The following is a 12,333-nucleotide window of genomic DNA, read 5'->3' as shown; positions in this document are numbered from 1 at the left end:
ATGTCCACTCAGCAAACGGTAAGAGCGAAAGTCATGAAATCCCGTTTTCACGAGCCTGTAACAAAACAAATATATGAAGATCAATTTTCGGAGATCTACGGAGATGAGATTATCGCACCGCCGTACAATTTGAAAGAACTGAAAGCCATTGCTGAATATTCTTCCATTCTTCAGCAGTGCATTGACGCCTATAAAACGAATATTGCGGGGTTCGGGCTTGATGTCGAGTACGCTTTTGATTTTAATGGTGCGGATGTGACGCCCGATCAGAAAAAGGCTGCTGAGACCGATTGGACAAGGCTTGAAGATTTTTGCCGCCATCTTCATTTCGATGAATCGGCTGAAACGATTTTAAGCCATATGATAGAGGACCGCGAAAAAACGGGAAACGGGTTTTTGGAGGTGCTCAGAAACGGTGCGGGGCAGCCGGCCGGAATTGAATACCTCGATGTCAAAAATATGCGCGTATGCGGATTGACAGAACCGATCGAAGTTGAATTCGCCTACATGGAAAACGGATCGCTGAAAACGTTCAAAAGGGAGAAAAGGTTCCGCAAATACGTTCAGATGATTGACGGCAGGAAGGTGTACTTTAAAGAGTACGGCGATCCGCGCGTCATGGATATGACCACCGGTGCGTTTAACGGACAGACTCCGCCTGAACGAAGCGCGAATGAAGCGATCCATTTTAAAATCGGCAGCGGCGTCTACGGCGTTCCGCGCTGGATCGGAAATATCGTCAACCTGTACGGAGCGCGGAAAGCGGAAGAGCTGAATTATATGTACTTCAGACAAGGCCGGCACGTACCCGCCGTCATTACGGTTGAAAACGGCATGCTCTCAGAGGCTTCGTACAGAGAGCTGCAGGAATACATGAACGACTTGGAAGGCGTTGAAAATGCCCACAAATTTTTGCTCATCGAAGCGGAGGGGATCGCCCAGGAAAAAGACATTCACGGCAGCCAGGACATTACGCCGGTGAAAGTGGACATCAAATCCCTCGCCGAAATTTTGCAGGAAGATGCGCTGTTTCTTGAATATGACGAGAAAACGCGAAATAAAATCCGCTCTTCCTTCAGGCTCCCACCGCTCTACACCGGTGATGCCCATGAATATAACAGGGCGACAGCCGATACCGCCCGCAAAATCACCGAAGAACAGGTTTTTGAACCGGAGCGGAAAATATTGATCGGCAAGCTGAATACGCTGTTTCTCCGCGATTTAAACATTTTCCACGCGAGGCTTCAATTGAAAGGACCGGACTTTCGCGATCCGCTTGAGATTGCAAAAGTGCTCGGTCCTTTTATTCAAGCGGGGGCGGTATCTGCAAATGATCTGCGCGACCTGGCCGGCAGAGTGCTCGGCAAGACGCTTGATGAATGGCCGGAGGAAGAATTCAGCAGACCGCTCGGTTACCAGGAAAGCGCAAAGAGTGCTGAAGCAGAAGCCGGAGCGCTGCTCCCTGAACTGCAGGAAGCCGTCGAGACATTGAAGCAGATCACTGAAAGGAGGTGAACACTTCGTGCCGAGAGAGCTTAAAAATGCCAAGATCAATTTCGTCAGTTATGTCGACAAAGCGGCGAACAAAAAGAAATTTTTTATGACGAAGTCGAGTGAACCGCCGACATTTCAAAAGGAAGTCAAGCTGATTGCAAAAGCCGAGGATGAAAAGAAGCTCGTCTACGGCGTGGTCTACGAGCCGGACGTTGCGGATGCCCACGGCGATTTTATGACGGCTGACGAAATCCAAAAAGCCGCCCACGGTTTTCTGAAAAATGCCCGGAAGATCGACAAGGATCACAATTTCCAGGGAGGCGTCGGAGAAGTCGTGGAGTCCTATGTTGCGCCGGCTGATTTTGAAGTAAACGGCGAAACGATTGTGAAAGGCTCTTGGGTGCTGGTGACAAAAGCCGGCGATGAGATCTGGGAACAGATTAAAAAAGGAAGCATCACCGGCTACAGCATGGCGGGCACTGCCGAAACTGTCGAACACCCGCCCCGCGCCGGCTCTGATGAGACCGGCAGTTTCTTTCAGCTGTTTAAGCAGTTTTTTGCCGGCGACAAACAAAAAACGGGAGAGGAAGAAAAAAAGATGAAACGATCAGAAGTTCAAGGAACGATTGAAGCCGTCTTGGCTCCGCTTCTCAAACGTCTTGACGATTTGGAAGGAGATAAAGCGGCGGACGAAAAAGAGCAGCAGACAGACCAGGATGCACATGTGAAGGAAATCGTCGAGGACATGCTCGCCCCTCTGATTGCGCGCATCGAAGCACTCGAAAAGATGAGAGGTGCCTCAAAGCAGGCAGCGGCTGAAAAAGAAGGAGAAGAAGAAGTTAAAAAATCGATTTGGAGCGGATTGCTTTAATTTGGAGGAGGAAGAACATGAGAAATCAAGAGATTATTCGTAAAGCCGAGATGTCGCTTGCGACGTTGAAAAGCGGAGGATTAATGAATCCGGCGCAGGCTTCTGCATTTATTCGCATGGTGCAAAACACGCCGACAATTTTCAGCGAATCACGTGTGATTCAAATGGAAAACGACTCGCAAAAATTTGAAAAAATCGGTTTTGGCCAGCGGATTTTAAGAGCGGCTGATGAAGGTAAAGCATTGGCGAAGGACCAATTAACCGCACCGGTGACCAGCACGGTTGAACTGAATGCGAAAGAAGTCATTGCCGAAGTCAACATTACTTATGACACGCTCGAAAATAACATTGAAAAAGACGGCCTTCAACAGACGCTGATGCAAATGCTGGCGGAACGGGCCGCTGTGGATATTGAAGAACTGATCGTCAACGGTGATGTTGCGTCTTCAGATCCATACCTTGCTCAACTTGACGGAATCCGGAAGCAGTCCGTCTCTCACATCGTCGATGCAGGCGGGGAGCAAATCAGCCGACAGCTTTTCAAACAGGGACTGAAAGCTGTTCCGGCAAAATATATGCGCGTTCCGCAGGAATTCAGATTCTACACATCGCTCGGTCAGGAGATCGAATGGAAAGACCGCGTCGCAGACCGTCAAACCACTCTCGGGGATGCGGCTGTACAGGGCGGGCTTTCAACCGCTTTTGGCGTGCCTGTTAAAGGGGTCTCAAATATTCAGCCGTATGCGTACGGAGAAGGAGATGCAGCCGCCGAAGCATCAGACATTATTTTGACGCATCCGAAAAATATTATTCTCGGTTTCTCGCGCAATATCAGAATTGAAGTCGATAAAGACATTCGCGCGCGCAAATTTATCATTGTCCTGACGGCAAAACTGGACAGCAAATTCGAAGAAGAAGACGCGGTTGCAAAAATCGTCAATGTAAAAGAGTAAATGCCTGAGTCCGAACGTTTTCACTGAAAGCATCGCCAATCGGCGGGAAACGAGTCCGAGCACAAGCGAAAGCGCCCCGGACAACAGCTAAAAGCTCTGGAAGGATGTGATGAACATGCTGATCACGCCCGACGATATCATTCAATATTCCGTTATTGAAGCCGTGAAAAACCGACCGCAGGAATTGCTGCGGCAGGATATCCTTGAAGCCGAAGCGGAAGCCGAGCAGATCACGGGGCATCGTTTTACAGATGAAAAATATGATCCGCTGCCGGAAAAGGCAAGGCTCGCTTTGCTGCAGCTGGCACAGTACTTTGCATTGAAAAACGGTGATGAATCGCTTTTGAAAGGCTACAAATCTGAGAAATTGGGTGACTACTCCTATACGCTCTCAAGAAGCGGTGGCCTGGCGAAGCCCGACGTCTATAAACTGCTCGAAGAATTTATTCTTGATTATGAATCTGTCCGATTCAAGGTGCGGCCGCTATGAGCTACAAAAGTCTATTAAGCGACCGTTGCGATATCTATCATTTAAAGGAAGATCATGCAGAGGAAGCAAGGTACGGCATTCCCGCGCCAAACCTGCAGCCGATTCGCACATACGGGGAAACACCCGATCTTCAAAACGTTCCCTGCTATTTTACGGAAAAAAATCAGTCGATCGTCCAGCAAGATCCCGAACAGGTCATTTATCATTCATATTTGGCCCATTTTCCGGCGGATGCAGATGTGCGCCTTCACGATCTTGCGGTCTGGAACGGTGTCAGCTACACGCTCCAGCAGCCGCGCAACATCAAAGGCCATCACCTGGAAGTCTTAGCGGTCAGGGATGAAAAACTATGAAAATCAAAGGATTGAAACAGCTATCGCGGACGTTGGAAAAAGCGGGGCAGAGCGGCTTTCGAACTGAAGCTGCCAAGTGGCTTGAACAGACGGGAACCGATTTTTTAGATCTGGTCCGCGACGAAATCGTACGCGCCGGATCGATTGATACCGGCAGCCTTATGCGCTCTTTCAAGCGAGGGGCTGAAGGGAACATATGGGAAATCGAAAAAGGCGGACTCACGCTTGAAGTCGGGACGGAGTTAGAGTACGCCTCATTCGTAAATGACGGCCATTGGACAGGCGGAAAAGAGGAAGTCAGGTGGATTCCGGGACAATGGCACAGCGGCCGATTTCAATACGATCCCGTTTCTTCGTCCGGCATGGTTTTAAAACGGCAATGGGTAAAGGGAACAGGCTATTGGGAGCATGCGCTTTACATATTTGAGCGTTTATTTGAAAAACGCCTGAATGAAGAGCTGCAAACATGGCTGAATTCCCTTTAAGGAGGTGAAGCTTTGAACGACGAAACGGGATCTGTTATGAATTTCTTTTATCAAGTCTTTCCTGTCGTCTGTTATGAAAAGGAAATACCCGACCATTTTCAAATACCGTCGCTATATTTTCCTCCCCCTTCTGTTTTTGATGAAAATGATACAGTTTCAACATTTAAAAAAGTCTTCACCCTGAATGTGAAACTGTTTCACCATGATTCACAGCAGGCCCACGATCATGCCGAGCGCATTGCAGACGCCGTAAGGGAAGCGCGACACATCATCCCGCTCATTGACCGGTCGGGTAAAGACACGGGAGACAGCTTGAGGATCAGCCAGATCGAGACGAGGATAGGGGATTCCGGCACCGCGTCCATTATTATTCAATGGAACAGCCGCTACTGGTACAAACGGGAAAACGAACTTTCTCTGGAAACAATCGATTTTACAAACGGGGTGAAATAATTGACAGTCAGCAAAAAAACAAAGACCGAAGCAAAAAAGGCGCCTCTTGAGGAACGAGAAGCGCTGTTCTACATCGAGGATCTGAGGGAGCACGCGAAAGAGCTTTTCGGCATTAAACCGGAAGTTCTCGACGGTGCTCTTTTTCATGTGAAAGAAGAGCAGATTTCAAAGCTTGAGGCAAGTCAGCTTATTCAAACATTTTTAGCCAAGGAGGTCATGAATTAATGAACGGCGGAACATTTACACCAGGCAAAGAAAAAGATCGTGCCGGCATTTATTTTAATTTTAAAACGACAGCAGAGGAGCGGGTTTCCGTCGGGGAGCGCGGCACAGTTGCCCTTCCTGTCGTCATGAGCTGGGGGGAGCCGAAATCATTCGTATCGATTTCCAGCATTGAAGATTTAAATAAAAAAGTGGGATTGAACATCGATGATCCGTCTCTTCTGCTTTTCCGCGAAGCGAAGAAAAACGCACAGACCGTTTTGCTGTACCGTCTGAACACAGGAGCGCCGGCGAAAGCCCAAATCGGCGAAACGCTGAGTGTAACGGCAAAATACGGGGGCGAGAAAGGGAACGACATTTCAATCCGCATTTCCGAAAATGTGCTCGATTCTAAAAAGTTTGATGTCACAACCTTTGTCGGAACAGATGAAGCTGACCGACAAACCGTCAAAACGGCAGAAGAGCTTACCGCAAATGCGTACGTCGCGTTTCAAGGGGAAGGCGCGCTTGAACTGACAGCGGGCACAAAACTGGAAGGCGGAGAGAACGGAACAGCAAGCGTTGCCGATTACACCGCGTTTTTAGATGCGGCCGAAACGGAATACTTCAATACGATCGCACTTCCGGTTGCAGACAATGAACAGCTGAAAGCCACTTTTGCCGCTTTCATCAAACGCCTCCGCGATAAGCAGGGCCAGAAAGTCCAAGGCGTAGTCGCCGATTATGCCGGAGACGATGAAGGCATCATCAATGTAACGGGAGGCGTCGTGCTGGAAGACGGCACAGAAATCACGCCTGAAAAAGCGACGGCATGGGTTGCCGGAGCAAGCGCAGGCGCGACTTTTAACCAGTCGCTGACATTTGTCGAATACGAAGGAGCTGTTGATGTTCTGAACCGTCTGGATGAAGATCAGGTCATCGAACGTCTGAAAAAAGGCGAGTTTTTATTTACGTTTGATGCACGCGATCAATCGGTCAGTGTCGAAAAAGACATCAACTCTTTAACGAGTTTCACTGCCGACAAAAACAAAAAATTCTCGAAAAATAAAATCATCCGCGTCCTTGACGGAGTTAACAATAATTTGACCCGCGAATTAAAGGCTTTAATCAAAGCGCGAAAAGCAAGCGGCAGCGACATTCCTGCTTCTGACGACGGTTTGCAGTACGTCAAAACGCTGATCATTCAGTATATGACGGCGCTTCAGGAAGCCGGCGGCATTACCGGTTTTGATTCTGAAAGCGATATTGCCATCACACTGAATGAAGACCGCGACGGGTTTTTAATCGATTTGGCCGTTCAGCCGGTTGATGCAGCAGAAAAATTCTACTTTAATGTGGAGGTAAAATAATATGGCATTAAAAGCGCAAAACACGATTTCCGGAAAAGAAGGCCGTCTTTTTCTCGACGGACAAGAGATGGCTCATATCAAAACATTTGAGGCAAACGTCGAAAAGAATAAAGCCGAAGTCAATATTATGGGCCGCCGCATGACGGGCCACAAGACAACAGGTGCAAACGGCACGGGAACGGCGACATTTTATAAAGTCACGTCTCAATTTGTCACATTAATGATGAACTATGTAAAAAAAGGCGAAGATCCGTATTTCACGCTCCAGGCCGTCCTTGACGACCAGTCATCAGGCCGCGGAACGGAACGTGTCACACTGTATGATGTGAATTTTGACTCGGCCAAAATCGCCGGCCTTGACGTCGATTCAGAAGCGCTGGAAGAAGAAGTGCCGTTCACATTTGAAGATTTTGACGTTCCTGAAAAACTGAAAGATACGTTTTAAAAAAGAGCCCCGTATCCCGCTTTTCAAACATAGGCTAGTAGTCAGGACATATAACACCAAGCACTCTCGTCAAGCCGAGGGTGCTTTTTCATTTAAAAATTGAATGTTAAAGGAGCAAGCAGACATGAGCGAAAAACAAGAAGAAAAAGTATATGATTTATCCTTTTTTATGCCGGGACACACCGTTGAAGCCGAAGAAATCAAAGTGCCGATCTCAAAGCGGTTCGTCGATAAAAAGGGCAATGTCATTCCGTTTGTGTTTAAGCCGATTACAACCGAGCGCATTGACGAGCTTGAAAAAGAAAATACGACTTATAAAAACATCAAAGGCAGGGGCCGCGTCAAGGATCTCGACACCCAGCGCTTTTACGCCCGAATCGCCATTGAATCGACGATCTATCCTGATTTCCGTTCAAAGGAATTAAGAGAAGCCTATCAAACGGCCGACCCGGTCGAAGTAGCCAAACGCGTTCTGTCAGTCGGAGGGGAATATGCGAACTGGCTCAACAAAGCGATTGAAATCAACGGCTTTGAAGACGATCTTGAAGATCTGGAAGAAGAAGCAAAAAACTAATCAAGGATGGGAATAAAGAAGCGGTGTATCTCTATTTTGCGATGCACGAACTTCACTATTCTCCATCCCAGCTCCGGGAGCTGTACGAAGCCCCAAAACCGTTTAAAGCATTTTTATACGGACTCATCAGCTACAAACTTCAAATCTTGGAAAAAGAAGCGCGGAAAGGAGGTACATAATCCATGGCAAAACTGACGGCACGTTTTGAACTTGAAGACCGGGTATCTAAGAAGCTGCGAAGGATTCAGAAGGGGTTTAAAGACCTGGAAAAAAGACGAAAAAAACTCAGCCGCCCGTTCGCAATGAAAATAAAAACGAAAACAGCAGAGAAAACATTGAAAAAACTTAATGTTTTCTTAAAAGCCAACCTGAAATCATGGCAGCTTGAAATTTCAGCAGTCGATAAGGCCGGCAAAACCATCGACAATATTTCAAATCAGCTTAAACAAAAGCTGCCTGACAACTATCAATTTTCAATTGTAATAAATGATCAGGCAACACCGGGCATTCAAAAGATCAGAAGCATCATGTCTGAATTGTCATCAGCTGAATACTTCTTAACTGCAGCCGTTAATGACCGAGTCACCCCGGCTGTTCAAAAAATTTCCGGCTACATGAAGGGTGCATTGCAAAAAGGATACTCTGCAACGCTCTATGTCATTGATAAAATCACCCAGACAGCCAGCAGGATTTCCTCCTATTTGAAAAATCATTTAGCAAGGGAATATCAAGCCACCCTTACGATTAACGACCAGGCGACCGGGAAATTGAATGCTTTGCAAAAAAAGCTTAACAGCATTGAGGCTAAACGTATCCTTAAAATTGACGCAATTGTAAAAACGGAACAAAAAGAAGACAAAAAAGATTCGGATGGGAAAGCTGAGGCCATATGGACTGAAATTCTAAAGGCGGGTAAAAGTAAATTTGTTGAATGGGTGAAGGGGCTTCCCGAGAAGATTTGGGACAAATCATTTGATGCCATTCTCGGTAAGGTGTTTAAAGGTGAAGAAAGTGGAGGCGGTTGTTGCTGCTGTGGTGGAGGCGGAGGTTCTATAATCAATGAACCTGCAACAAGCAGCAGGCCAGGAAGTGAAGAAACCTCCACTAATGGAGAAACAAGACCGGGAAGAAACAGATCCGGCGGCAAGTTTATGAAAGGTCTTCGAAAAGTGGGGAAAGTTGGAGGCAAAGCCCTCCCATATGCTGGAGCGCTTTTATCAGCGACTGAGTTAATGGATATGAACAAAGAAAACGCAGGCGAAAAAGTCGGTTCGGCAGGCGGAGGAATTGGCGGCGGTTTAGCTGGCGCAGCAGCAGGTGCTGCAATTGGCACAGCTATTCTCCCTGTGGGGGGGACGGCAATCGGCGGGGCCATTGGAGGTATGGTCGGAAGCTTGGGCGGCTCAAGTATCGGTGAATATTTCGGGAAGATGTTCGATGACAACGGCGGTGTCGAGAAAGCGTGGAATACGATAAAAGATAAATCGGCTGAGGCACTCGGAGCCATTCAAGAAAACTGGTCGATGATAGCAGGATGGTTTACAGATAACGTCTGGAATCCTGTTGTCGGCAAGGTGGTCGAAGTAGCGACAGGGATCTGGAATCAGCTGACCACAGCCTGGACGATGATTCAGGAAACATTCATGACAGTTGCGGGCTGGTTTGCGGAAAATGTCTGGAATCCGGTTGTCGGCAAGGTGATCGAAGTAGCGACAGGGATCTGGAATCAGCTGACAACAGCCTGGACGATGATTCAGGAAACATTCATGGTGGTCGCCGGCTGGTTCGCAGAGAATGTATGGGATCCTGTTGTCAGCAAGGTGATTGAAGTAGCGACAGGGATCTGGAATCAGCTGACAACAGCCTGGACGATGATACAAGAGACATTCACGGCGGTCGCCGGCTGGTTTGCGGAAAATGTTTGGAATCCCGTAGTTTCAAAAGTCATTGAAGTGGCAACTGGGATTTGGGATCGTTTTCAATTCACCTGGAACATGATCAAAAGAGTTTGGGGCGCGGTTTCCTCATGGTTTATAAATACGGTTTGGAATCCGATAAAAAATACGTTTTCAACCGTAAAAGAAGCCATTGGAGAAAAATTTCAAGCGGCCAAAAAAACGGTAACAGACATTTGGGAAGGCGTCGCCGGCTGGTTTGAGAAAAATATTCAAAAGCCAATTGTAAAGATTGCCGGATTGATCAGCGACGGTTTTGAGAAAGCATTCGGATGGGTAGGTAAAATATGGGATAAAGTTGGCGGCGGTATTGATGCTGTCATCAACTTCATGACAGGAGATAATCCTGATAAAAATGCAACAGGCGGCTACATCACAAAACCGACCATCTCCTGGATCGGTGAAGCCGGAAACGAATTTGTCATCCCGACGGAAAACAACCGGGGCCGCGGGAAGATGCTGCTTGCCCAGGCAGCGACCAAGCTCGGCATGCGCGTTGTTGACGATATGGGGGCCGCGGCGGGAGACGGGGGAGCTTCTTCTCCGGTTTCAAGCACCGCTTCATATTCGGCTTCTGTGTCGCCTGCTGTCGGCGTCGGGAATATAACGGCAGAGGCGCAGGCTTTCGGTCGGGAATTCACCGGCGGCTTTGACAAAGGGATTGGCTCAAACGCTCCTTCCCTTGATCAATGGAAGCAAAAAAACATCAGCAAGCCGTTTAGCAGCCTGCCGGCAGAATCGTCTAATTACGGAAAACAGGCGGTCGCCGGGTTCGCTTCCGGGCAAAATACTACCGCGACCGGAACGGGCGGTTTTCTTCAAGCAAAAGTAAATGCGCCTTATCAAACAACGGTGAAGACGTCATCTTCCTGGGGCGCAAATACAGTCAAAAACTTCGCTTCCGGGCAAAATGCAACACCGACCGGGACATCGCAGTATGTTGATAAAAATATCAACAAGCCGTTCCTTGATTCGAAACAGTCGGCTGCAGGCTGGGGATCAGGAATGGTCGGACACTTTATCAGCGGCATGAATGGAAAAGGCAGCGAAGTTTCTCAAGCTGCAAACAACTTGGCGAAAAAAGTGGAAAAAGCGTTTCGCGAAGAGCTGGATATTCATTCTCCGTCCCGGGTTATGATGAATCTCGGGCGTTTTGCGTCGGTCGGGATTGTCAAAGGTTTAAGTTCTGTCGATGTCAAAAGTTTTGCGGAAAAACAAGCGGGCTCACTGGCTGCTGCGTTTTCCGGAATCGGCGCCGTCGGCGGAAATGTAAAGTCGTGGCTGATGCAGGCGATCATGGCTACCGGTTCACCGGCGTCGTGGCTGCAGCCGCTTTCTGTCATTGCTCAAAAGGAATCCGGCGGAAATCCGCGCGCCTCTAACGGCTGGGACATTAACGCCAAGCGGGGAGACCCGAGCAGAGGTTTGATGCAGACGATCGGCCAAACGTTTAATGCGTACAAAGGAAAAGGAATGAATGATATTTTCAATCCTGTTCACAACGCGGTAGCGGCCATCAATTACATCAAATCACGATACGGGTCGCCATTTAACACGCCGGGGATTAAAAGCATGGCAAGAGGCGGAGCTTATAAAGGCTATGCCAACGGCGGCCTGATCACCAGCGAGCAGATCGCCCGCGTGGGTGAAGGCGGCAAGCGCGAATGGATCATTCCCGAAGAGCGCGGCATCCGCGGCAGATATTTGCTTCAACGGGCTGCAGGCGCGCTCGGAATGGAAGTGCATAACCCCGCTGAAGGATCCGGTTCCATTTCAAGCGGTCAGGCGGCTGCAGCCACCGCAGGCGGGGCCCGATCCCGGCAGCCGGCTGGAAACGGCGCCAAAGAAGTCAACATCTATATTACCGGCGACAATCATTATCACAGTGAGCGCGACCAGGAAACATTGATTGCGAAAATCAAGCGCGCTCTTGTCGATGAGCTTGAACGGGATATCCATATTGGGACGAAAGGAAGCGTAGCTTATGACTAAATCCGTGTACGAATTTTGGCTGACGCAAGGAAAGGAAAAGCTGCGCCTCCCTGTGCTTCCCGAGCAGCTTGACGTCAGCAATAATCTTGCGAACGAGTCTGTAAAGGTGTCAAAGTTCGGCGAGGTTACATTTATCAATGAACCGGGAGCAAAGACGATTTCATTTTCGTCTCATTTTCCGAAAAAGTATTCTCCGCTTGCGGAATATAAAGGGTTTCTTTCACCGGAGAACGCGATTCTCAAAATCGAGAAGTGGATAAAAGCAAAAAAACCGGTTCAATTTCTCGTCACGGGCACGAAGATCAATTTCACATGCAGCATCGAAAACTTTTCGCATCGTGAGGGTGAAAAGGATATCGGTGACCGGGATTTTGATCTCACATTAAAAGAGTATCAAACAGCATCACCTCGGAAGATCAAGCAAAAAAAGAAAACGAAGAAAAAACGGCCGTCCAAACCGGCTCCCAAAATGTACACCGTCAAAAAAGGCGATACGCTCTGGCACATCGCAGGCCGTTTTTACGGAAACAGCCAGGAATGGCGGAAAATTTGGAACGCGAACAAACAGGCGATGATCAAACGAAGCAAGCGAAACATCAAACAGCCGGGGCACTGGATTTTTCCGGGGCAAAAGCTGAAAATACCATAAAACGATGCGCCGGGTGAACCGGCGTTTTTCTGTTAAATCAAAAGCAGG

At 48.3% G+C, this 12,333-nt stretch carries 14 protein-coding genes; all 14 read left to right on the top strand.

The window, feature by feature from the left end:
* The 14 genes from M1E06_RS14670 (at position 1) to M1E06_RS14605 (ending at position 12,285) form a co-directional block, all read left to right on the top strand.
* The gene (locus M1E06_RS14670; protein ID WP_048350215.1) at positions 1-1,515 is read left to right on the top strand and encodes a phage portal protein; all 1,515 of its coding nucleotides are present in this window, start codon (positions 1-3) and stop codon (positions 1,513-1,515) included.
* A gap of 7 nt (positions 1,516-1,522) precedes the next feature.
* Positions 1,523-2,365, top strand: a complete 843-nt coding sequence (locus M1E06_RS14665) for an XkdF-like putative serine protease domain-containing protein (protein WP_048350216.1) — start codon at positions 1,523-1,525, stop codon at positions 2,363-2,365.
* 17 nt (positions 2,366-2,382) lie between these two features.
* Complete coding sequence (locus tag M1E06_RS14660; RefSeq protein ID WP_020451017.1) at positions 2,383-3,318, top strand: phage major capsid family protein; 936 nt, start codon at positions 2,383-2,385, stop codon at positions 3,316-3,318.
* Between the two features lie 115 nt (positions 3,319-3,433).
* Positions 3,434-3,808 (top strand): protein YqbG, encoded by a 375-nt coding sequence (gene yqbG / locus M1E06_RS14655; protein WP_023856716.1) that lies wholly within the window; start codon positions 3,434-3,436, stop codon positions 3,806-3,808.
* A complete protein-coding gene (locus tag M1E06_RS14650; RefSeq protein WP_026579862.1) occupies positions 3,805-4,161 on the top strand; it encodes a YqbH/XkdH family protein in 357 nt (118 codons plus the stop codon). Before yqbG ends, M1E06_RS14650 begins: the two co-directional genes overlap by 4 nt.
* Entirely contained in the window at positions 4,158-4,646 is a 489-nt protein-coding gene (locus M1E06_RS14645; protein WP_026579861.1) for an HK97 gp10 family phage protein, read from the top strand. Before M1E06_RS14650 ends, M1E06_RS14645 begins: the two co-directional genes overlap by 4 nt.
* A gap of 12 nt (positions 4,647-4,658) precedes the next feature.
* The gene (locus M1E06_RS14640) at positions 4,659-5,099 is read left to right on the top strand and encodes a hypothetical protein (RefSeq protein ID WP_048350218.1); all 441 of its coding nucleotides are present in this window, start codon (positions 4,659-4,661) and stop codon (positions 5,097-5,099) included.
* Positions 5,100-5,324 carry a hypothetical protein gene (locus tag M1E06_RS14635; protein WP_020451022.1) on the top strand — a complete coding sequence of 75 codons (225 nt, stop codon included), beginning with the start codon at positions 5,100-5,102 and terminating at the stop codon, positions 5,322-5,324.
* Positions 5,324-6,670, top strand: a complete 1,347-nt coding sequence (locus tag M1E06_RS14630) for a phage tail sheath family protein (protein ID WP_020451023.1) — start codon at positions 5,324-5,326, stop codon at positions 6,668-6,670. Before M1E06_RS14635 ends, M1E06_RS14630 begins: the two co-directional genes overlap by 1 nt.
* Before the next feature lies 1 nt (position 6,671).
* Positions 6,672-7,115: a phage tail tube protein gene (locus M1E06_RS14625; protein ID WP_020451024.1), complete on the top strand. Its 444-nt coding sequence runs from the start codon at positions 6,672-6,674 to the stop codon at positions 7,113-7,115.
* Positions 7,116-7,239: 124 nt separating this feature from the next.
* Entirely contained in the window at positions 7,240-7,689 is a 450-nt protein-coding gene (locus M1E06_RS14620; RefSeq protein WP_020451025.1) for a phage tail assembly chaperone, read from the top strand.
* 41 nt (positions 7,690-7,730) lie between these two features.
* Positions 7,731-7,868 (top strand): hypothetical protein, encoded by a 138-nt coding sequence (locus tag M1E06_RS14615; RefSeq protein ID WP_095290311.1) that lies wholly within the window; start codon positions 7,731-7,733, stop codon positions 7,866-7,868.
* A gap of 3 nt (positions 7,869-7,871) precedes the next feature.
* Positions 7,872-11,636, top strand: coding sequence for a transglycosylase SLT domain-containing protein (locus M1E06_RS14610; RefSeq protein WP_020451027.1), 3,765 nt, complete (start codon positions 7,872-7,874; stop codon positions 11,634-11,636).
* Positions 11,629-12,285: a LysM peptidoglycan-binding domain-containing protein gene (locus M1E06_RS14605; RefSeq protein WP_080131334.1), complete on the top strand. Its 657-nt coding sequence runs from the start codon at positions 11,629-11,631 to the stop codon at positions 12,283-12,285. The genes M1E06_RS14610 and M1E06_RS14605 overlap by 8 nt, the downstream gene beginning before the upstream one ends.
* The last annotated feature ends 48 nt before the right edge of the window (positions 12,286-12,333 follow it).

Source organism: Bacillus sp. AK124, from assembly GCF_053903085.1.
This window is presented reverse-complemented; position numbering and strand designations above follow the sequence as displayed.

Coding starts and splice junctions, on each gene's coding strand:
- M1E06_RS14670 (WP_048350215.1), top strand. CDS start 1: ATGTCCACTCAGCAAACGGTAAGAGCGAAAGTCATGAAATCCCGTTTT.
- M1E06_RS14660 (WP_020451017.1), top strand. CDS start 2,383: ATGAGAAATCAAGAGATTATTCGTAAAGCCGAGATGTCGCTTGCGACG.
- yqbG (WP_023856716.1), top strand. CDS start 3,434: ATGCTGATCACGCCCGACGATATCATTCAATATTCCGTTATTGAAGCC.
- M1E06_RS14650 (WP_026579862.1), top strand. CDS start 3,805: ATGAGCTACAAAAGTCTATTAAGCGACCGTTGCGATATCTATCATTTA.
- M1E06_RS14645 (WP_026579861.1), top strand. CDS start 4,158: ATGAAAATCAAAGGATTGAAACAGCTATCGCGGACGTTGGAAAAAGCG.
- M1E06_RS14630 (WP_020451023.1), top strand. CDS start 5,324: ATGAACGGCGGAACATTTACACCAGGCAAAGAAAAAGATCGTGCCGGC.
- M1E06_RS14625 (WP_020451024.1), top strand. CDS start 6,672: ATGGCATTAAAAGCGCAAAACACGATTTCCGGAAAAGAAGGCCGTCTT.
- M1E06_RS14620 (WP_020451025.1), top strand. CDS start 7,240: ATGAGCGAAAAACAAGAAGAAAAAGTATATGATTTATCCTTTTTTATG.
- M1E06_RS14615 (WP_095290311.1), top strand. CDS start 7,731: ATGCACGAACTTCACTATTCTCCATCCCAGCTCCGGGAGCTGTACGAA.
- M1E06_RS14610 (WP_020451027.1), top strand. CDS start 7,872: ATGGCAAAACTGACGGCACGTTTTGAACTTGAAGACCGGGTATCTAAG.
- M1E06_RS14605 (WP_080131334.1), top strand. CDS start 11,629: ATGACTAAATCCGTGTACGAATTTTGGCTGACGCAAGGAAAGGAAAAG.